Genomic DNA, 19157 nt, shown 5'->3' with positions numbered 1-19157 from the left:
ATTGAGGACTTACATTATGAATGAAACCGTCGCTCCGGCCGCCCAATCGGGCAGAGGGCTGAAACCTTATCGGAGGAATACCGGCCTCCTTCTTTGTTTTCGTGCTGCTCCATCCGTAAAACAATCCCAACCGCAATGGGTCGGACTTGCCGCGTAATTTTATGGACGGACACCACACTTTGGTTTCAACCGCCCTTTTCAACAGCCTGAAAACACATTTCTTATTTGAGTGAAAGGAAAGCCATGAACGACAATACGGCGCCCAAAACCGATTCCGCCGGTTTGAGTCGGTATCGAGGATTGATTATCTCCATCGGCATCTTCGTTGTATTGCTGGCAGGATTATTGGCTTATGCCAACCATATTTCCAACGAGATTGAAGAAGATTCCGTCCAAAGTTACGTTACCGCCGAAATGGCAAACGCGTATGGCGAATTGCTGGAAAACGTCCAGATGCTCAAACTCAACACCCACCAAGACCCGAAAAATCCCTTGGTGCAAGGTGCATTAAAACGTACCAAAGAGGCGCAAGACGCTTTTTCCCGCTCGCTGCAGGCCACAGCCAAAGGCGGCGACTATCTTTCCATTGACGGCCGGAAATATTTGGTGGACGCAGCCGACAAAGGTGTCAAAAAAGCCTTGATGGCAGAGATGGTGCGAAAATGGAAAGAATCAAAAATCATCGTAGACGCCTATCTGAAAAAGGCCGAAGACCCCACCGCCGATGCTTCGTTGGTTGATGCTGCGTTATTGAGTCTGCAAAACAACAACGCCCGCTTTACCGAAATCACCAATTTCCTGCTGGCAAACAAACGTGCCAAGTTGGAAGAACGCGGCATCCAATTAAGAAACGTGGAGATTTTTGGTATCGGGGGCGCAGTGTTATACCTTGCGCTGTTCTTGGCCTACTTCATCCGCAAACTGCTCGCCGCCGACAAATCGGCAGATGCGGCGAAAAAAGAAACTACCGAGATTATGGACACGGTAACCACCGGTCTGTTCCTGCTCGACAAAGACCTGACCATCGGTTCGCAATATTCGAAACAGCTCGAAAGCCTGATCGGCCAGAAAAATGTCGGCGGCAAAAACCTGCTCGACGTTTTGAGCAGCTTCATCGACACCAAAGACCTGAACACCACCAACGACTTCGTCGGCCAGCTCTACAACGCGCGCACCAAAGAACGTCTGATTGCCTCGCTCAACCCCCTCATCCGCCAGAAAGTAAAGGTTGACGGCAACGAGCGCTTTCTCGACTTCAACTTCCGCCGCGTCTATCACGGCAAAGCCATTACCCGCGTGCTGGTGAACGTGGAAGATGTTACCGATGCCGTACTGCTGGAACAGAAAATGGAACAGGAGCGCGAGCAGAACGACGTCCAGCTCGAAATGCTCAGCACCATTTTGCAGGCCGACCGCGATTCGCTGAACGACTTTATCAACAACACCAAGCAGCGCATCCAAAGCATCAACTCGGTATTGAAGGTGCAAGACGAAAGCGGCATGTCGCTGTATGAAAAAGTAAACGCCATCTACCGCGAAGTGCACAGCATGAAAGGCGAAGCGTCCGCCCTGAAACTGAGCGGCTTCACCAATATGGCGGAAAACTTCGAAACCAACCTCAACCGCCTGAAACAAACGCCCAAGCTCTCCGGCGAAAACTTCCTCGGTCTGACCGTGCAACTGGAAGAACTGATCCGTCTCACCCACACCATCGAAGATTTGCTGGCTAAAATCGGTGGTACAGCCCCCGTTACTTTGGACGGTAAGCAAGCCGCCACACCGCAAACCACCCGCAGCCGCTATGCCGATTTTGTCGCCGATATCGCCAAACGCAACAAAAAAGAAGCCGCCTTCACCTACAGCGGCCTGGAAAGCACCGGCAACAAAAAAATGGATCGGGTCATTACCGAAATCGCCATCCAGCTGCTGCGCAATGCAGTCGTACACGGCATCGAAAAACCCGAAATCCGCAACCAGCGCGGCAAACTCACCATCGGCCATGTCCACATGGGACTGAAATACCACGGCGACAGATTTGTCCTTACTTTCGAAGACGACGGCAACGGCATCGACTACCGCGCCATCGCGCAAAAAGCCGTAAGTTTGGGCAGATACACCGAGGAAGAAGCCGCCAATCTGGACAGAAAAACGCTGGTTTCACTGCTGTTCAGCCCGGGCTTCTCCACCGCCAACGACAGCACCGAAGACGCCGGCCGCGGCATAGGTTTGGACATCATCAAAGACCGCATCATCTCTCTGAACGGCACGGTAAACGTAACCACCCGCCCGCAAGGCTATACCCGTTTCACCTTCACGCTGCCCAAATTAGGATAAGGATTAAAAACTATGGCAAAACACATTATGGTTGTCGACGATTCCAACGTTATCCGCAACCGCATTTCGCGCGGGTCGAGCAAAATGGATTTCGAAGTGGTGGCCTCCGCGTCAAACGGCGAAGAAGCAATCGCCCTCTACCGCCAGCACCACCCGGATGTGGTTACCATGGATCTGACCATGCCCAAAATGGACGGCTTGGAGTGTATCGCCCAAATCACCGCCATGGATGAAAACGCCAATATTCTGGTCGTTTCCGCGCTGGCCGACAAAGCCACCGGCATCAAAGCCCTGCAACTGGGCGCGCGCGGCTTCCTCTACAAGCCATTTTCCGACGAAGAACTGTTCGGCGCACTGAACGAAATGCTGGAAGGCTGATTCGCGGCCGCCTCGGCAAACCGCCCGAACCGATTGTCACAAACACAGGAATAAACATGAAAGAAGAGAAGTTACAAATATTTATCGACGGCGTGCAAAAATATTTCGCGCAAATGATTACAGGGGAAGAACTGGTGGTAGGCACGCCCTACCTCATCGAAAACAAAATACCGTCGGCCAAAGATTTCACCGGCGTAATTGCCATTTCGGGAAAAAACCAGGGCGTCGTCTATTTCACCGCCCCCAAAGAGCTGCTCGAACGCCTTTTGGTGCTGATAGGCGAGAAAGACACCGGCGAAGAGCTGATGGCCGATTTGGTGGGCGAAGTGGCCAACACCATCGCCGGCAACGCGCGCAGCGAATTCGGCGAGGAATTTGAAATTTCCGTGCCCATCGTCCTGCGCGGCGCACCCGACGAAATCCTGCTGCCGCGCAAAGACCGCTCCTTCGTCATCCCGATAACCTGGCGCAACCGCAGCGCGGCCATCGTCATCAGCCTGCGCAAATGATTTTCCGCCCTGCAATCCCAACCCGAAAAGAGAACATCATCATGATTTCGTTACGACGTTTTATGCCCCTTGTTGTTGTGTTTTCCTTGGCGGCCTGCGGCGACACGGCAAGCAAGGGAACGCCGGCACACAGCGAGCCCGCTGTGGAAAACTCCACACAAGACTCCCGCCCCGTGCAAAACGTATTTTTTGAAGCGGGCGGCTTCGCCCCGTTTGTGATGTCGGACACCGACAACCGCCCCTCCGGCTTCGGTATCGACCTGGTCAACGCCATCGGCGACAAACAGGGCTTCCGCACCAACTACATCCCCCATCCTTTTACCGGCATGCTGGAAGATTTGGGCAAAGGCGCGGACATCGCCGTGGCGGCGATTACCGTGACCGACGAGCGCAAAGCCATGGTCGACTTCACCAACCCGCACTTTGACACCTCGATGGCACTGATTGTCCCCGAAGACAGCCCGATTACCTCGATTGGCGACGTAAAAGGCAAAAACATCGCCGTCGTGGTCGACACAGTAGGCGAACCCGGCCTCGCCAAACTGCAAGGCGGCAAAGGCATCATCACACGCACGCCCTCCGTTTGGGCGGCAACGCGCGAAGTGATGCGTAAAAACGTCGACGGCGCCTTCGCCGACGCCGGCCCCCTGAACTACTATGCCAACACCTACAAAGAGCAGAAACTGCGCGTCATCAACGACGGCAGTTCCGTCAAAAACCACTACGCATTGGCAGTAACCAAGGGCAAAACCGAACTGCTGAACAAGCTCAATCAAGGCTTGGAGCAAATCAAAGCCGACGGCACTTACGATAAAATCTATCAGAAATGGTTTCCAACCGATCAGGGCAAACCAACCCCCGCCCCCGCCAAATAAGCGGACAGGCCGCCGAACAGAAGCAAAGGCGGCCTGAATTTTTTGCCCCAACAAAGGCCCAAACCTTTTTCAGACGGCCTCAACCGCATATACGGGGACGGCCTCAACCGTCACAGGCCGTCTGAAAACGCCCCGCCCGACACCCCATGCACATCCTCCTCCTCCCCTCCTGGTATCCCGAAACGCCCGACTCCCTCGACGGCATCTTCTTCCGCCAACAGGCGCACGCCCTCGCCCGCGCCGGCCTGCGCGTCGGCGTCGTCGCACCTCTGTTCCGCTCGCCGCGCCGCTGGCGCGAAATCCTCACAGGCCGCTACGGCGAAAACATCTTTTCAGACGGCCTCATCCCCACCTACACCGCCCACAACACCTACCTCTGCCCGCCCCTGCCCCATTTCGACCGCGAACGCTGGCTCGCCGCCGGCATGCGCCTGTTCGGGCGCTACCTCAAAGAACAAGGCCGTCCCGACCTCCTGCACGCCCACGCCGTCAACCACGGCGGCATCCTCGCCCGTCGCATCGCCGCCAAACACAACATCCCCTACATCATCACCGAACACAGCAGCACCTACGCACGCGGCCTGATCCGCCGCTGGCAACGCCCCGCCATGAACCAAGCCGCAGCGAGCGCGGCGGTGCGGCTGGCCGTCAGCCCCGCCTTCTGCCGCCTGCTCGAAAGCGAATATCCCGGCCTGAACTGGCAATACCTGCCCAACATCCTCGGCGCAGACTTCGCCGAACCCTTTACCGCCCAAAGGCCGTCTGAAAACCAAACAAGCGACACCTTCACCTTCTGTTCCGTCGGCCGCCTCGACCACAACAAAGGCTTCGACATCCTTCTTGACGCCTTCGCCCGCGCCCTGCAAAGCCAACCCGCCCTGCGCCTCGAAATCGGCGGCGGCGGCAACGAACTGGGCAATTTGCAAAACCAGGCAGGCCGTCTGAACATCGCACACGCCGTCACCTTCCACGGCGCACTCGTCCCCGCCGACGTGCGCCGCCTCATGCGCCGCAGCGATGCCTTCGTCCTCGCCAGCCGCAGCGAAACCTTCGGCGTCGTCTTTATCGAAGCCCTGTCGCAGGGACTACCCATCGCCGCCACCCGCTGCGGCGGCCCTGAAGGCATCGTCAACGACGGCAACGGCCTCCTCGTCCCACCCGAAAACCCCGAAGCCCTCGCCTCCGCCCTGCTCGAACTGCACGCTAACTGCCGCCGCTACGACCGCGAAACCCTGCGCGCCCACTGCCTCGCCGAATACGGCGAAGCCGCCGTCACAGGCCGTCTGAAAGGAATCTACCGGCAAGTGCTGCAGCAGGACTGAGGCCGTCTGAAAACGGTTCGGACGCAGACACACGGCTTGCGCTTGTACCAAATCCCGCCGTGTCTGTCGGAATATCCGAAACCGTATGTACCGCCGCGCAACACCCCGCCTGATGCAGTAAAGGCCGTCTGAAACCCGTTCAGACGGCCTTTCCTTTACCGAACCTTTACATTGTCGGATAATGCGCGTTTTGCTTCATCCGACTACGCAAGGAATCCCATCATGGCATTTTTGAAACTCACCGACCAAAACGTTTCCGGCAAAACCGTACTTATCCGCGCCGACATGAACGTACCGTTTAAAGACGGCAAAATCAGCGACGACACGCGCATCCGCGCCTCGCTCGCTTCCATCCGCTACTGCCTCGACAACGGCGCGGCGGTTATCGTGATGACCCACCTCGGCCGCCCCACCGAAGGCGAATTCCACCCCGAAGACGATGTTGCCCCCGTGGCCGCGCATCTGGGCGCGCTGTTGGGCAAAGAAATCAAAGTGTTCAACGACTGGCGCGAAAACAAACCCGTTTTGCAGGCGGGCGAAGTGGCGATGCTGCAAAACGTGCGCGTCAACAAAGGCGAAAAGAAAAACGATGCCGGATTGGGCAAAGCCTATGCCGCTTTGTGCGATATTTTTGTGAACGACGCATTCGGCACGGCGCACCGCGCCCAAGCTTCCACCGAAGCCGTAGCCACAGCCGCGCCGCTTGCCTGCGCGGGCGTATTGATGGCGGGCGAACTCGATGCGCTGGGCAAGGCCTTGAAAAACCCTGCCCGCCCGATGGCCGCCGTGGTTGCCGGCAGCAAGGTTTCCACCAAACTCACTATTCTCGACTCGCTGGCCGACAAGGTTGACCAGCTTATCGTGGGCGGCGGCATCGCCAACACCTTCCTGTTCGCTTCGGGCAAACCCATCGGCAAATCGCTGGCCGAGCACGATTTGGTGGAAGAATCGAAAAAAATCATGGCGAAAATGGCGGCCAAAGGCGGCAGCGTGCCCCTGCCGGTGGACGTGGTGGTGGCCAAAGAATTTGCCGCCGACGCGGAAGCAACCGTCAAAAACATCGACGATGTGGCGGCCGACGACATGATTCTCGACATCGGCCCGAAATCCGCCGCCGAACTCTCCGCGCTGCTGCAACAGGCGGGCACCATCGTGTGGAACGGGCCGGTAGGCGTGTTTGAGTTTGACCAATTTGCAGGCGGCACCAAAGCACTGGCCGATGCCGTTGCCCAAAGCAGCGGCTTCTCCATCGCCGGCGGCGGCGACACACTGGCGGCCATCGCCAAATTCGGCGTAACCGAGCGCATCGGCTACATCTCCACCGGCGGCGGCGCGTTCCTCGAATTTTTGGAAGGCAAAGAGCTGCCCGCCGTGGCCGCGCTGGAAAAACGCGGCGCGTAAGGTTGGAAACGTTCTCAGACGGCCTTTGTACAAAATGGCCGTCTGAGAACGGGCAAACCGCCGTTTTGCCGTTTGCGCGGCGCTTGGAAAACCGTTGATGCGGCAGACATGAAAAGGCCGTCTGAAAGCCCTGTTTCGGGTTTTCAGACGGCCTTTTTGTGCGTCTCAGATTGCCACGTCTGCTTCTTCCAGCACGTTTTGCGCCGCCAGCGCGGCGGTGTCTTTGCGTAGGGTGAGGTGCAGTTCGCGGAAGTCGTTTTCCAGCGCGGCGACGGCTTCGGGCGATTCGTACCACTTGATCAGCGCGTCGGCCAAAAGCGCGGGTTTGGCTTTGCCCTGCAACAGCTCGGGCACGGCTTCGCGTCCGAGCAGGATGTTGGGCAGGCCGACGTGCGGCACTTTGATTTTGCGCTTCACATAGGCGTAGGTGAGCGGCGAGATTTTGTAGCTGATGACCATCGGCCGCTTGCACAGGGCGACTTCCAATGTGGCCGTGCCGCTGGTGACGAGCACGGCGTCGGCGGCGGTGCAGGCCAGGTCGGTGTGGGTGGTCATCAGTTGGATCGGCAGGCGTTTGTAGGCGTCTTTGGCTAAGATTTCCATCAGGCGCACGCGGGTGGCGTGGGTGGCGACGGGCAGCAGGAAGCGGGCGGCGGGCAGGCGTTGCAGAACGAGGGCGGCCGTCTGAAAAAAGACGGGCGCCATGTAGTCGATTTCGCTGACGCGGCTGCCGGGCAGCAGGGCGAAAACGGGCGTTTGCGGGTCGAGCTTCATTTTGGCACGGGCGGCGGCGCGGTCGGCTTGCAGCGGCAGGGTCTGCGCCATCGGGTGGCCGACAAATTCCGCCCGCCCGCCCGCGTCGCGGTAGAGCTGCGGTTCCATCGGGAAGAGACACAGCACGCGGTTGGCCTGTTTGACGATGCTGTTTACCCGCTCGCGCCGCCACGCCCACACGGAGGGGCTGACGTAATGCACGGTGGCGATGCCCGCCGCTTTCAGACGGCCTTCCACGGCTAGGTTGAAATCGGGCGCGTCGATGCCGACGAACACGTCGGGGCGCAGGCGCAGCATGTCGGCGGTCAAACCTTTGCGGATTTTCAGGATTTCGGGCAGGCGTTTCACCACTTCGGCAAAGCCGCGCACGGCGAGTTTTTCCTGATCGTAAAGGCTCTCGAAGCCGAGCTTGGCCATGCGCGCGCCGCCGATGCCGGTGAACCGCGCCTGCGGGCAGCGGGCGCGTATCGCTTCGATCAGGTGCGCGCCGAGCAGATCGCCGGAGGCTTCGCCCGCGCACAGGGCAATAAGGGGGGAGGGGGCAGTCATGTGTTTGGAAAGGTTTTGTTTTTGTAAAGCGCGGCATTGTACTGGAAAACATGCTTTGAGGCCGTCTGAAACCCTTTCAGACAGCCTCAAATGGCGGAAAACGGGCGAATCCTTTAAAATACGCCCCTTATTCAACAAGCAGAAGCATTATGGAAGCCGAACGCATCAACCAGCTCAACAACCAGCTCGACGACCTCGAACAGCGCAGCGCCGACATCCGCGACTATCTGGACTACCAGGGCAAAAAAGAACGCCTGGAAGAAGTGGTCGGCCTCTCCGAAGACCCCGATTTGTGGAACGACCCCAAACGCGCGCAGGAAATCGGCAAAGAGCGCAAAATCCTCGAAGGCGTGGTGCTCACACTCGACGACATCGCTTCGGGCATCGACGACAACCGCATGCTGATTGAAATGGCCGTCGAAGAAAACGATGCCGACGGCTTTGCCGCCATCGAAAACGACGTCGCCGGTTTGGAAAAACAAATGGCGGATTTGGAATTCAAACGCATGTTCAACCAGCCCGCCGACCCCAACAACTGCTTTATCGACATCACCGCCGGCGCGGGCGGCACCGAAGCCGAAGACTGGGCGGGCATGCTGCTCAGAATGTACACCCGCTACGCCGAGCGCAAAGGCTTCAAAGTGGAAGTGATCGAGCAGGACGACGGCGAAATCGCCGGCATCAACAACGCCACCCTCCGCCTCGAAGGCGAATACGCCTATGGTTTGCTGCGCACCGAAACCGGCGTGCACCGCCTCGTGCGCTACTCGCCCTTCGATTCCAACAACAAACGCCACACCTCCTTTGCCTCCGTCTTCGTCTATCCCGAAGTGGACGACAGCTTCGAAGTCGAAATCAACCCCGCCGATTTGCGCACCGACACCTACCGCGCATCGGGCGCGGGCGGACAGCACATCAACAAAACCGACTCCGCCGTGCGCATCACCCACATTCCCACCGGCATCGTCGTCCAATCGCAATCCAGCCGCTCGCAGCACGAAAACCGCCGCATCGTGATGGAAATGCTGCGCGCCAAACTGTTCGAGCTGGAAATGCGCAAGCGCAACGAAGAAAAACAGGCGCTCGAAGAAGGCAAATCCGATGTCGGCTGGGGCAGCCAAATCCGCTCCTACGTGCTCGACTCCTCGCGCATCAAAGACCTGCGCACCGGCCACGAAGTCGGCAACACCAAAGCCGTGCTCGACGGCGATTTGGACGGCTTTATCGAAGCCAGTCTGAAACAAGGCGTGTAATCTTCAGGGTGTGTTTTGCGGGACGGTTTTTTGAGTAAAAAATGCCCGAATGCAAGGAAAAAAGCACAGCAAGGTTGGACACCTTGCGAGCATTTTTGACACGGCAGGCGGGTATTTTTTGCCAAAAACACCGCCGCAAGCCGAATGTCAACACACCCGAGGCCGTCTGAAAAGCATTTCGGACTTTCAGACGGCCTTTGCCACCCATCCGATACAGAAAGGAAACCCGATGAAAAAACTTCTCCTGCCCCTGCTGGCACTCACCGCCGCCGCGCAACTGGCCGCCGCCCCCCTTTCCGCAGCCGACCAGGGCGACTACGTCCTGCTCGACCAAAACGAAAACCCCACCCCCATGCAGATGCAGTTTGCCCTCAAGGGCAAACAATGGATCATGAACGGCCGCGAAGCAGGCGGCCAATGGCAGCCCGTCTGCCGGGGCACGGGCGAATGCCGCCTCGCCACCTCCGCCAAAGGCGACGTTGAAAAATGGAAAAAACACCTGCCCGCAAGCTGGCAGCCGCACCACTTCGGTTGCATCAACAACAAAGCCTTCGCCTTCTGCCGCGTCGACCACGCCACCGAAGCGGGCCGCACCGGCTACTGGTGGTTTGCCCTCACCGACGGCAACATCGTCCCCCTGCCCGTCAACCGCATCAAATAAACGAAACTGTACCGAAAGGCCGTCTGAAGCTTTCAGATGGCCTTTGCACCGAATCCAAACTTTCAGACGGCCTCCCATGACCGACACAGCCCCGCCCGACACCGCATGGAGCGTCTACCTCATCCTCTGCGGCAACGGCTCGCTCTACTGCGGCATCAGCAACCGCCCCGCCGCACGCTTCGCCGCCCACCGCGAAGGACGCGGCGCACGCTACACCCGCATGCACAAACCGCAGCAAATGCGCCTCACCGACAGCGGCCTCACCAAAAGCGCGGCACAAAAACGCGAAGCGCAAATCAAACGCCTGGGCAAAGCCGAAAAAACCGCACTCTGGCAACACGCCGCCCCGCTCCCCGACACGGAAACCACCGCATGACCGACCAACCCCTGCGCATCCTCGGCATCGACCCCGGCAGCCGCACCACCGGCTTCGGCATCATCGACATCGTCGGCCGCGAACATCACTATGTCGCCTCAGGCTGCATCAAAACCATCCCCGGCGACGAACTGGCCGGACGCATCGGCATCATCGTCGAAAACATCGGCCAAATCATCGAACAATACCGCCCGCAGCAGGCCGCCGTCGAAAAAGTGTTCGTCAACGCCAACCCCGCCTCCACCCTTATGCTCGGCCAGGCGCGCGGCGCGGCCGTCGCCGCCCTCGTCATCCGCGGCCTGCCCGTCTACGAATACACCGCCCTGCAAATCAAACAGGCCGTCGTCGGCCAGGGCAAAGCCGCCAAAGAGCAGGTTCAGCACATGGTCGTACGCATGCTGCGCCTCTCCGGCACACCCCAGGCCGACGCCGCCGACGGCCTCGCCGCCGCCCTTACCCACGCCCTGCGCAACAACCCCCTAGCCGCCCGCCTCAACCCCGACGGCCTGCAAATCAAAGGCGGCAGATTCCGCTGAATACATCCGCAGCACCGTGCCGAAAACGACAAAAGGCCGTCTGAAAAGGTTTCAGACGGCCTTACCGCTTCAACTTGGCAAACGCATCGGCCATTGCGCTGTTTTGCGGAGCTTTGTTGTCGGTGTTGCGTTGGCTGCCTTTGCGGTTGCGCGGGTTTTCAGACGGCCTTTTGCCTGCTGCGCTTGATGCGGGGTCGTCTGAAAGGCGCATGGTCAGCGCGATACGTTTGCGGGCGGCATCGACTTCCAGCACTTTCACTTTCACCACGTCGCCGGCTTTCACCACGTCGCGCGGGTCTTGAACGAAACGGTCGGACAGGGCGGAGATGTGGACGAGGCCGTCTTGATGCACGCCGATGTCGACGAATGCGCCGAAGTTGGCGACATTGGAGACCACGCCTTCTAAAATCATGCCGATTTGCAAGTCTTTGATTTCGCCGATGCCTTCAGCGAAGGAGGCCGTCTGAAACTCGCCGCGCGGGTCGCGGCTGGGTTTTTCCAGTTCTGCCAAAATGTCCAAAATGGTCGGCAGGCCGAAGCGCTCGTCGGTGAAATCGGCGGCGCGGATGTGTTTGATTTTTTCGCGGTTTCCGATCAGCTCGGCAGCGGTAATGCCTTGTTTTTCCAGCATTTTGGCGACGACGGGATAGGCTTCGGGATGGACGGCGGATGCGTCCAGCGGCTCTTTGCCGCCGTTGATGCGCAAAAATCCCGCCGCCTGCTCAAAGGTTTTTTCGCCGAGACGCGGCACTTTCAGGAGTTTTTTGCGGCTGTCGAACGCGCCGTTTTCGTCGCGGTAGGCGACGATGTTTTGGGCAAGGGTTTGATTTAAGCCGGAAATACGGGCAAGCAGTGGGGCGGAAGCGGTGTTCACGTCCACGCCCACGGCGTTTACGCAGTCTTCCACCACAGCATCGAGCGATTTGGCAAGCTGGCTTTGGTTGACATCGTGCTGGTACTGCCCCACGCCGATGGATTTGGGGTCGATTTTCACCAGTTCCGCCAGCGGGTCTTGCAGGCGGCGGGCGATGGATACCGCGCCGCGCAGGGCGACATCAAGCTCGGGGAACTCGCGGGCGGCAAGCTCGGAAGCGGAATAAATCGACGCGCCGGCTTCGGAAACGACGATTTTGTGCAGGCTGCTTTCGGGCATTCCGCGCACCAGTTCGCCCGCGATTTTGTCGGTTTCGCGGCTGGCGGTGCCGTTGCCGATGGCGATGAGCTTCACGCCGTGCTGTTTAATCAGGCGCGACAGTGTTGCCAACATATTGTTTTCTTGATGCAAATAGACAATAACGGTATCCAGCAGCTTGCCTGTGTCGTCCACCACGGCGCATTTCACGCCGTTACGGTAGCCTGGGTCGAGACCCAAAGTAGTCAGCCGTCCGGCGGGTGCGGCAAGCAGCAGGTCTTTAAGGTTGCGGGCGAACACGGTAATCGCGTCGGTGTCGGCGGCTTCTTTCAGACGGCCTAAGGCTTCAAGCTCCAGCGACAAAAAGATTTTTGCGCGCCAAGTCAGGCGCACGGTATCGCGCAGCCATTTGTGGCCGTCTGAAACCTTGAAACGGCGGGCGATGATTTGCTCGTATTCGCTTTGCTGGGTAATCGGCGTGTCGTCGGGCTGGTATTTGAGCGCGATGTTCAACACGCCTTCGTTGCGGCCGCGCAAAACCGCCAGCGCGCGGTGGCTGGGCATGGCGCGCACGGGTTCGCGGTGGTCGAAATAATCGCTGAATTTTTCGCCTTCGGTTTCTTTGCCTTCAACGACTTGAGCGTGAATTTCGGCTTCGTTCCACAGTTTGTCGCGCAGCGTGCCGATGAGTTCCGCGTCTTCGGCAAACTGCTCCATCAGAATCGCGCGCGCGCCGTCCAGCGCGGCTTTGGTGTCGGATACGTTTTCGCTGACAAAGGGCGCGGCAGCGGCTTCTACGTCTTGCGGCTGCTCGTTTAACAGCAAATCCGCCAGCGGCTGCAAACCATGTTCGCGCGCGGTTTGCGCCTTGGTGCGGCGTTTGGGTTTGTAGGGCAGGTACAAATCTTCCAGCGCGGTTTTGTTGTCAGCGGCTTCAATTTGGCTTTGCAATTCGGGCGTGAGTTTGCCCTGCTCGGCTATCGATTTGAGCACGGCGGCGCGGCGCTCTTCCAATTCGCGCAGATACTGCAAACGCTCGGCAAGGGTGCGAAGCTGCGTGTCGTCCAAGCTGCCCGTGGCTTCCTTACGGTAGCGGGCGATAAAGGGCACGGTCGCGCCGTCGTCCAGCAGGGCAACGGCGGCTTCGATTTGGTCGGCAGTGGCGGAAAGTTCGGCGGCGAGGGTGGCGGTGATGTTCATAGTGGGAATCTCTTGATCAATGCAAAGGGCGGGATTATAGCGGCAGGCTTTCCGCGCCCGAAAAGGCCGTCTGAAAATTTTTTTTACGGCGGCGCGGAAATTCTGTAAGGTTTGCCGCTGCTGCGCGTCTAATGCCTATCCGAACCGTGAAAAAGGAGTACGACCATGCAAAAACGAACATCCTTCCGGCTGCCCGTGCTGCTGTTGGGCGCAGCGGCGGCGGCTTTGGCGTTTTTTCTGACGCACGCGCAAACGGCCGAAGCCGCGCCCGTGCCGCAGATGCTCTCGCAGCTCAAAGACACACACGGACAACCCGCTCCGCGCCTGCTGGCGAAAAACAAGCCCACGCTGATTAAATTTTGGGCGAGCTGGTGTCCGCTGTGTTTGTCGGAACTCGGCCACACCGAAAAATGGGCGCAGGACAAGCGTTTCCAATCGGCCAACCTGATTACCGTGGCCTCGCCCGGTTTTCTCGGCGAGAAAAAAGACGGCGACTTTCAAAAATGGTATGCCGGCCTCAATTATCCCAAGCTGCCCGTGGTCGCCGACAACGGCGGCACGATTGCCAAAAGCCTCAATATCGGCGTGTACCCCTCGTGGGCGGTGCTCGACAAAAGCGGCAATGTCGCCCGCATCGTCAAAGGCAGCATCAACGAAGCCCAAGCGCTCGCGCTCATCGACAACCCCGAGGCCGACTTAGGCCGTCTGAAAACACAGTTCAACACCCAAGACAAAGCGAAAGTCAAACCCATGAATACCAAAACCATCTATCTGGCCGGCGGCTGCTTCTGGGGCTTGGAAGCCTATTTCCAACGCATCGACGGCGTGGCCGACGCCGTATCGGGTTACGCCAACGGCAACACGAAAAACCCAAGTTATCAAGATGTAATCAACAACAGCGGCCACGCCGAAACGGTAAAAGTAACCTACGATGCCGACAAATTGAGCCTCGACGACATCCTGCAATACTACTTCCGCGTTATCGACCCCACCAGCCTCAACAAACAGGGCAACGACCGCGGCATCCAATACCGCACCGGTGTGTACTACACCGACCCGGCCGAAAAAGCCGTGATTGAGCAAGCCCTCACGCGCGAGCAGAAAAAATACAGCCAGCCCATCGTGGTAGAAAACCGGCCGCTGCAAAACTTCTACGATGCCGAGGAATACCATCAGGACTACCTGATTAAAAACCCCAACGGCTACTGCCACATCGACATCCGTAAGGCCGACGAGCCGCTGCCGGGCAAAGCCGCGCCGCAAGGCAAAGGCTTTAACGCCGCCACCTACCGCAAGCCCAGCGATGCCGAACTCAAGCGCACGCTTACCCGCGAGCAATACGAAGTAACCCAGCACGCGGCCACCGAATATGCGTTCAGCCACGAATACGACCACCTGTTCAAACCCGGCATCTATGTGGACATCGTCAGCGGCGAACCTCTGTTTGCCTCCGCCGACAAATACAACTCCCATTGCGGCTGGCCGAGCTTTACCAAGCCCATCGAAGCTGCCGCTGTAACCGAGCACAACGATTTGAGTTACAACATGGTGCGTACCGAAGTGCGCAGCCGCGCTGCCGACTCGCACTTGGGACACGTGTTCCCCGACGGCCCCAAAGACAAAGGCGGCCTGCGCTACTGCATCAACGGCGCCAGCCTGAAATTCATTCCGTTGGAAGAGATGGACGCGGCAGGCTACGGGCATTTGAAACATCTGGCGCGTTAAGGCCGTCCGTTCAGGCCGTCTGAAAGCAAAAAGGCCGTCTGAAAACCCAAATCAGGTTTTCAGACGGCCTTTGCCGTTTGTGTCGGTGCAAACCGCCGTCAGGCTTTCTTCACAAACTCCGATTTCAAATTCATCGCGCTGCCGTCGATTTTGCAGCCGATATTGTGATCTCCCTCCTGCAAACGGATGTTTTTCACCTTGGTGCCCTGCTTAATCACCATCGAACTGCCTTTGACTTTCAAATCCTTCACCAATACCACCATATCCCCGTTTTGCAACACCGCGCCGTTGGCATCTTTAACTTCGGCATCGGCCTCGGCGGCGGCTGTTTCCTGCGGATCCCATTCGTGGGCGCATTCGGGACAGACCAGATTGGCGCCGTCTTCATAAGTGTATTCGGAACCGCATTGCGGACAGGCGGGCAGAGTCATTGTGTTTCCTTCAAAAAAAGCCGGCAATATACAGCAAAACCGCCAACCGTATCCGACCATTCCTTTCAGACGGCCTCCCTTGCCCGCCGCCGCCGCGCTTGCTACCCTGCCGCCGTTTCTCCCCTACTCCGCCGCCCATGACTCCCGAAGAATTCCTGTCGCACCGCGCCGCCTATCTCGACGCCCTGCGCCAACAGCGCAAATCGCCGCACACCATCGCCGCCTACCGCCGCGACCTCGACAAACTGGCCGACATCATGCCGCGCCACGGAAACACCGTCGGCCGCGCCGACTTTGCCGCCGCGCTGAAAAAACTGTCGCAGCAGGGCTTGGGCGAGCGCAGCATGGCGCGCCAACTGTCGGCCTGGCGGCAGTTTGCCGAATATCTCGTGCGCCTCGGCCTGCTCGATGCCAACCCCGCAGGCCGTCTGAAAGCACCCAAAGCGCCGCAGCTGCTGCCCAAAGCGGTCGACGCCGAACCGCTCAACGCCCTGCTCGACCGCGCCGCCGACGCCGGCCATGCCTGCGCCGCCCGCGATTTGGCCTTGTTCGAGCTGCTCTACGGCAGCGGCCTGCGCGTGGCCGAAGCGCATGGTTTGGACTTGGCCGACGTGCTGTTGGAAGAAGGCTGGGTGGCCGTGCGCGGCAAAGGCGGCAAACACCGCCAGGTGCCGCTCACCGGCAAAAGCGCCGCCGCCCTCGCCGCCTACCTGCCGCAGCGCGCCGCCGCCGTAGGCGAAACCGCCCTCTTCACCAACCGCCACGGCCGCCGTCTGGGCATCCGCCAAATGCAAAACCGCCTGCGCGACTGGGCGGCAGTAGGCGGCAGCCCGCAGCACATCAGCCCGCACATGCTGCGCCACAGCTACGCCAGCCATCTGTTGCAGTCGGCCGGCGACATCCGCGCCGTGCAGGAGCTGCTCGGCCACAGCAGCCTGTCGGCAACACAGATTTACACCAAGCTTGATTTCGACCATATGGCCAAGGTATACGACGCGGCGCACCCGAGGGCGAAGCGGAAAAAATAAGCCGTCAGGAAAAGACCGTCTGAAAGCGGATTTTGCTTTCAGACGGCCTCAAACCGCCCGCGTTACTTCTCAGGCCGCCTGAAAACGGGCAGGCGCTGCGCCGTTTTTCGTCTGCCGCACGGAAAATACAAAGAGGCCGTCTGAAAACCCCGATTCAGGGTTTTCAGACGGCCTCTTCGTGTCAGGCAAACGCCGTTACGCGCCAAACACCTTAAAGCGCCCATCCAGCGGCGCAAAAGTTTTGTCGCCCGCCGGCGCAGCGATGCCGCCGAACACCAGCTGCGCGCGCAGCGTCCACGAAGCGGGGATGTTCCATTCGCGGGCGACGGCAGCATCAATCAGCGGGTTGTAGTGTTGCAGGTTGGCGCCGATGCCGGCGGCGGCCAGCGTCGTCCACACCGCGTATTGGTGCATGGCGTCGGCGTGTTCCGCCCACACGGGGAAATTGTCGGCATAAAGCGGGAATTTTTCCTGCAAGCCTTTTACCACGTCCTGGTCTTCAAAAAACAGTACCGAACCGGCAGCGGCTTTGAACATCGCCAGCTTCTGCGCCGTCGGCTCGAAAGACTCGGCGGGCACGACGGCGCGCAGCGCGTCTTCGGCAAACTGCCACAGCTTTTCATGCTCGGCGCCGAACAGCACCACCACGCGGGTGGACTGCGAATTGAAAGACGAAGGCATGTGGCGCACCGCATGCTCGACGATCGCCGCCACTTCGCCCGCAGGCAGCGGCAGGTTTTTGTTCAGCGCGTACACCGAGCGGCGCGCTTCGGCCGCCTGTTGCAGGGCTTGGTAAGACATATTCGGACTCCTTATTGGGAACGGGATTTGCACAAAAGATTGTCCAGCGACCACGCACCGCCGCCCGCTGCGGCAAAATAGAGAAACAGGAAGCTGAACAGCGCGGCCGACTCGCCGCCGTTGGCAATCGGGAACAGCGGGCTTTCAGCGGCGTGCGCCATAAAATAGGCCACCGCCATCTGGCCAGAGAGAATAAAGGCCACCGGACGGGTCAGCAAGCCCAAAAGCAGCAGCAGGCCGCCGCCCACTTCCAAAATTGCCGCTACCAGATAAATGCCCGACGGCGCGCCGCCGCCCATCGATACGGGGAAAGAGAAAAACTTGGCGGTGCCGTGCAGGATAAACATATAGGCCGAAGCAATGCGCAGCAGCGACAGCACGGCGGGAGCGAAACGGTTTAAAGCATTCATCGGGATAATCCTTATCGTGTGTGTAAAACGCGGCATTATAGATAAAGCATATCGGCGGATATATACTCGCGCCGTTGACGCAACCTTTCCCAATAAGAAACCATGGACACCCTTTTGAGTCTGCGGGTTTTCTGCGAAGTGGTACAACAGCGCAGCTTCACCCGCGCCGCCGAAAAGCTCGGCATCTCCACCGCAATGGCCAGCAAACACGTTTCCCATCTCGAGCGCCACGTCCGCGCCAAACTCCTGCAACGCAGCAGCCGCAGCCTGAACCTGACCGAAGCGGGCGAAGCCTACTATCGCCGCTGCGCCGAAGCGCTCGACACCCTCGACACCGCCGCCGAGCGCGCCGCCGGCAGCGCCGAAACCCCGCAGGGGCGGCTCAAAATCACCATGCCCATGTGGTTTGCCAACGCCATGTTCTGCGGCTGGCTCGCCGAATACCGCCGCCGCTACCCGCAGGTTACCTTCGATCTGATACTCGACAACCGCAAGGCCGACCTCATCGCCGAAGGCATAGACCTTGCCCTGCGCGTCAGTTCAGACGGCCTGCCGCCCGGCCTGATTGTCCGCCCGCTGGCCGAAATTCCCTTCTACCTCGCCGCCGCACCCGAACACCTCGCCGAATACGGCACCCCCGCCACGCCGCAGGAAGCCGCCGCCCATCCCTTCGTGCTGCCCGCCTACACCGACGTCGACAGCCTCACCGTCAGCCGCGGCCGCGAACGCCATACCCTGCGCCCCGAAGCCGCCGTGCGCACCGACAACACCCAAATGACGCGGCAAATGGTTCTTGCCGGCTGCGGCCTGGGCTATCTGCCCGAATGGACGGCGCGCCGCGACCTCGAAAACGGCCGCCTGATCCGCCTGCTGCCCGACTGGCACATCTTCTCCGCCACCCTTTACGCCGCCTACCCCGACCGCACCTTCCTCAGTGCCAAAGTCCGCAGCTTTATCGATTTTCTGTGCGAAAAAACCGATCAGGCCGTCTGAAACGCCCGCCGCCGCCCTTCCTATACAAAACCCCGCCCGTGGGCTAGAATCCGCGCGTTTGAAACCCGTAAAAAAGGAAAGAAAATGACCCGCATGGTTCACTGCGTGAAACTCGGCAAAGAAGCCGAAGGCATGAAATTCCCGCCGCTGCCCAACGAATTGGGTAAACGCATTTTTGAAAACGTCTCCCAGGAAGCATGGATGGCCTGGACGCGCCACCAAACCATGCTCATCAACGAAAACCGCCTCAGCCTCGCCGACCCGCGCGCGCGCGAATATCTGGCGCAGCAGATGGAAAACTACTTCTTCGGCGACGGCGCCGATTCCGTCGCAGGCTATGTGCCGCAAGAGCCGCAATAAACCTTACAGGCCGTCTGAAACTCCGTTTTCAGACGGCCTGAACCGTTCTTCCCTCCCTTTTGCAGGCATCCCGCCATACAAAGAGGCCGTCTGAAAACCCGCAAATGCG

The 19157-nt window shown here is 59.3% G+C and carries 19 protein-coding genes; 14 read left to right on the top strand and 5 right to left on the bottom strand.

The features are described from left to right. Nucleotides 1-243: 243 nt before the first annotated feature. The 6 genes from ACG2K1_RS00300 to ACG2K1_RS00275 all read left to right on the top strand — a co-directional run bounded on the left by ACG2K1_RS00300 (nucleotide 244) and on the right by ACG2K1_RS00275 (nucleotide 6819). A complete protein-coding gene (locus ACG2K1_RS00300) occupies nucleotides 244-2334 on the top strand; it encodes an ATP-binding protein (protein ID WP_094031016.1) in 2091 nt (696 codons plus the stop codon). A gap of 12 nt (nucleotides 2335-2346) precedes the next feature. Beyond that, nucleotides 2347-2712, top strand: coding sequence for a response regulator (locus ACG2K1_RS00295; protein ID WP_395428810.1), 366 nt, complete (start codon nucleotides 2347-2349; stop codon nucleotides 2710-2712). Nucleotides 2713-2768: 56 nt separating this feature from the next. Continuing rightward, nucleotides 2769-3221: a chemotaxis protein CheX gene (locus ACG2K1_RS00290; protein ID WP_009425487.1), complete on the top strand. Its 453-nt coding sequence runs from the start codon at nucleotides 2769-2771 to the stop codon at nucleotides 3219-3221. A gap of 143 nt (nucleotides 3222-3364) precedes the next feature. Continuing rightward, nucleotides 3365-4096, top strand: coding sequence for a substrate-binding periplasmic protein (locus tag ACG2K1_RS00285; RefSeq protein WP_395428809.1), 732 nt, complete (start codon nucleotides 3365-3367; stop codon nucleotides 4094-4096). A gap of 146 nt (nucleotides 4097-4242) precedes the next feature. Then, nucleotides 4243-5418 (top strand): glycosyltransferase, encoded by a 1176-nt coding sequence (locus ACG2K1_RS00280; protein ID WP_395428808.1) that lies wholly within the window; start codon nucleotides 4243-4245, stop codon nucleotides 5416-5418. A gap of 222 nt (nucleotides 5419-5640) precedes the next feature. Then, nucleotides 5641-6819 (top strand): phosphoglycerate kinase, encoded by a 1179-nt coding sequence (locus ACG2K1_RS00275; protein ID WP_395428807.1) that lies wholly within the window; start codon nucleotides 5641-5643, stop codon nucleotides 6817-6819. A 165-nt stretch (nucleotides 6820-6984) separates the two neighbouring features. On the opposite strand, the gene lpxB is transcribed toward ACG2K1_RS00275, so the two are convergent. Next, nucleotides 6985-8142: a lipid-A-disaccharide synthase gene (lpxB, locus tag ACG2K1_RS00270; protein WP_094031020.1), complete on the bottom strand. Its 1158-nt coding sequence runs from the start codon at nucleotides 8140-8142 to the stop codon at nucleotides 6985-6987. Nucleotides 8143-8291: 149 nt separating this feature from the next. Between lpxB and prfB the strand changes: the two genes are divergently transcribed. The 4 genes from prfB to ruvC all read left to right on the top strand — a co-directional run bounded on the left by prfB (nucleotide 8292) and on the right by ruvC (nucleotide 10968). Next, a complete protein-coding gene (gene prfB, locus ACG2K1_RS00265; protein WP_395428806.1) occupies nucleotides 8292-9395 on the top strand; it encodes a peptide chain release factor 2 in 1104 nt (367 codons plus the stop codon). A gap of 229 nt (nucleotides 9396-9624) precedes the next feature. Further along, a complete protein-coding gene (locus ACG2K1_RS00260) occupies nucleotides 9625-10056 on the top strand; it encodes a hypothetical protein (protein ID WP_395428805.1) in 432 nt (143 codons plus the stop codon). Nucleotides 10057-10132: 76 nt separating this feature from the next. Continuing rightward, nucleotides 10133-10432 carry a GIY-YIG nuclease family protein gene (locus ACG2K1_RS00255; RefSeq protein WP_395428804.1) on the top strand — a complete coding sequence of 100 codons (300 nt, stop codon included), beginning with the start codon at nucleotides 10133-10135 and terminating at the stop codon, nucleotides 10430-10432. Then, complete coding sequence (gene ruvC, locus ACG2K1_RS00250; RefSeq protein WP_395428803.1) at nucleotides 10429-10968, top strand: crossover junction endodeoxyribonuclease RuvC; 540 nt, start codon at nucleotides 10429-10431, stop codon at nucleotides 10966-10968. The genes ACG2K1_RS00255 and ruvC overlap by 4 nt, the downstream gene beginning before the upstream one ends. Before the next feature lie 61 nt (nucleotides 10969-11029). Here ruvC and ACG2K1_RS00245 read toward each other — a convergent pair whose 3' ends face one another. Continuing rightward, entirely contained in the window at nucleotides 11030-13300 is a 2271-nt protein-coding gene (locus tag ACG2K1_RS00245; protein WP_395428802.1) for a Tex family protein, read from the bottom strand. Nucleotides 13301-13465: 165 nt separating this feature from the next. On the opposite strand from ACG2K1_RS00245, the gene msrAB reads away from it, so the two are divergent. Beyond that, nucleotides 13466-15025, top strand: a complete 1560-nt coding sequence (gene msrAB / locus ACG2K1_RS00240; RefSeq protein ID WP_395428801.1) for a bifunctional peptide-methionine (S)-S-oxide reductase MsrA/peptide-methionine (R)-S-oxide reductase MsrB — start codon at nucleotides 13466-13468, stop codon at nucleotides 15023-15025. A gap of 98 nt (nucleotides 15026-15123) precedes the next feature. Here msrAB and ACG2K1_RS00235 read toward each other — a convergent pair whose 3' ends face one another. After that, nucleotides 15124-15456, bottom strand: coding sequence for a zinc ribbon domain-containing protein YjdM (locus ACG2K1_RS00235; protein ID WP_009425473.1), 333 nt, complete (start codon nucleotides 15454-15456; stop codon nucleotides 15124-15126). Nucleotides 15457-15593: 137 nt separating this feature from the next. Here ACG2K1_RS00235 and ACG2K1_RS00230 point away from each other — a divergent pair, with 137 nt between their 5' ends. Continuing rightward, the gene (locus ACG2K1_RS00230) at nucleotides 15594-16484 is read left to right on the top strand and encodes a tyrosine-type recombinase/integrase (RefSeq protein WP_009425471.1); all 891 of its coding nucleotides are present in this window, start codon (nucleotides 15594-15596) and stop codon (nucleotides 16482-16484) included. 195 nt (nucleotides 16485-16679) lie between these two features. Here the strand turns inward: ACG2K1_RS00230 and ACG2K1_RS00225 are convergent, their stop codons facing one another. Together ACG2K1_RS00225 and ACG2K1_RS00220 are read right to left on the bottom strand one after the other, a co-directional pair. Then, complete coding sequence (locus tag ACG2K1_RS00225; RefSeq protein ID WP_009425469.1) at nucleotides 16680-17285, bottom strand: nitroreductase family protein; 606 nt, start codon at nucleotides 17283-17285, stop codon at nucleotides 16680-16682. An 11-nt stretch (nucleotides 17286-17296) separates the two neighbouring features. Then, nucleotides 17297-17695, bottom strand: a complete 399-nt coding sequence (locus tag ACG2K1_RS00220) for a DoxX family protein (protein ID WP_009425468.1) — start codon at nucleotides 17693-17695, stop codon at nucleotides 17297-17299. A 102-nt stretch (nucleotides 17696-17797) separates the two neighbouring features. Here ACG2K1_RS00220 and ACG2K1_RS00215 point away from each other — a divergent pair, with 102 nt between their 5' ends. Further along, nucleotides 17798-18688, top strand: a complete 891-nt coding sequence (locus ACG2K1_RS00215) for a LysR family transcriptional regulator (protein WP_395428800.1) — start codon at nucleotides 17798-17800, stop codon at nucleotides 18686-18688. Between the two features lie 84 nt (nucleotides 18689-18772). Beyond that, nucleotides 18773-19048, top strand: a complete 276-nt coding sequence (locus tag ACG2K1_RS00210; protein ID WP_009425466.1) for an oxidative damage protection protein — start codon at nucleotides 18773-18775, stop codon at nucleotides 19046-19048. Nucleotides 19049-19157 lie beyond the last annotated feature (109 nt).

It is taken from the genome of Neisseria sp. 23W00296 (assembly GCF_044772855.1).
In the GTDB taxonomy this organism is placed as follows: Bacteria; Pseudomonadota; Gammaproteobacteria; order Burkholderiales; family Neisseriaceae; genus Neisseria.
The sequence above is the reverse complement of the archived record's forward strand: the minus strand, read 5'-3'. Positions and strand labels throughout refer to the sequence as shown.

Excerpts from the sequence above, each read along its gene's own strand:
- prfB (WP_395428806.1), top strand. The coding sequence starts at position 8,292 with ATGGAAGCCGAACGCATCAACCAGCTCAACAACCAGCTCGACGACCTC.
- msrAB (WP_395428801.1), top strand. The coding sequence starts at position 13,466 with ATGCAAAAACGAACATCCTTCCGGCTGCCCGTGCTGCTGTTGGGCGCA.
- ACG2K1_RS00275 (WP_395428807.1), top strand. The coding sequence starts at position 5,641 with ATGGCATTTTTGAAACTCACCGACCAAAACGTTTCCGGCAAAACCGTA.
- ACG2K1_RS00220 (WP_009425468.1), bottom strand. The coding sequence starts at position 17,695 with ATGAATGCTTTAAACCGTTTCGCTCCCGCCGTGCTGTCGCTGCTGCGC.
- ACG2K1_RS00235 (WP_009425473.1), bottom strand. The coding sequence starts at position 15,456 with ATGACTCTGCCCGCCTGTCCGCAATGCGGTTCCGAATACACTTATGAA.
- ACG2K1_RS00215 (WP_395428800.1), top strand. The coding sequence starts at position 17,798 with ATGGACACCCTTTTGAGTCTGCGGGTTTTCTGCGAAGTGGTACAACAG.
- ACG2K1_RS00260 (WP_395428805.1), top strand. The coding sequence starts at position 9,625 with ATGAAAAAACTTCTCCTGCCCCTGCTGGCACTCACCGCCGCCGCGCAA.
- ACG2K1_RS00290 (WP_009425487.1), top strand. The coding sequence starts at position 2,769 with ATGAAAGAAGAGAAGTTACAAATATTTATCGACGGCGTGCAAAAATAT.
- ACG2K1_RS00230 (WP_009425471.1), top strand. The coding sequence starts at position 15,594 with ATGACTCCCGAAGAATTCCTGTCGCACCGCGCCGCCTATCTCGACGCC.
- lpxB (WP_094031020.1), bottom strand. The coding sequence starts at position 8,142 with ATGACTGCCCCCTCCCCCCTTATTGCCCTGTGCGCGGGCGAAGCCTCC.
- ACG2K1_RS00210 (WP_009425466.1), top strand. The coding sequence starts at position 18,773 with ATGACCCGCATGGTTCACTGCGTGAAACTCGGCAAAGAAGCCGAAGGC.
- ACG2K1_RS00225 (WP_009425469.1), bottom strand. The coding sequence starts at position 17,285 with ATGTCTTACCAAGCCCTGCAACAGGCGGCCGAAGCGCGCCGCTCGGTG.
- ACG2K1_RS00255 (WP_395428804.1), top strand. The coding sequence starts at position 10,133 with ATGACCGACACAGCCCCGCCCGACACCGCATGGAGCGTCTACCTCATC.
- ACG2K1_RS00300 (WP_094031016.1), top strand. The coding sequence starts at position 244 with ATGAACGACAATACGGCGCCCAAAACCGATTCCGCCGGTTTGAGTCGG.
- ACG2K1_RS00280 (WP_395428808.1), top strand. The coding sequence starts at position 4,243 with ATGCACATCCTCCTCCTCCCCTCCTGGTATCCCGAAACGCCCGACTCC.
- ACG2K1_RS00245 (WP_395428802.1), bottom strand. The coding sequence starts at position 13,300 with ATGAACATCACCGCCACCCTCGCCGCCGAACTTTCCGCCACTGCCGAC.
- ACG2K1_RS00295 (WP_395428810.1), top strand. The coding sequence starts at position 2,347 with ATGGCAAAACACATTATGGTTGTCGACGATTCCAACGTTATCCGCAAC.
- ruvC (WP_395428803.1), top strand. The coding sequence starts at position 10,429 with ATGACCGACCAACCCCTGCGCATCCTCGGCATCGACCCCGGCAGCCGC.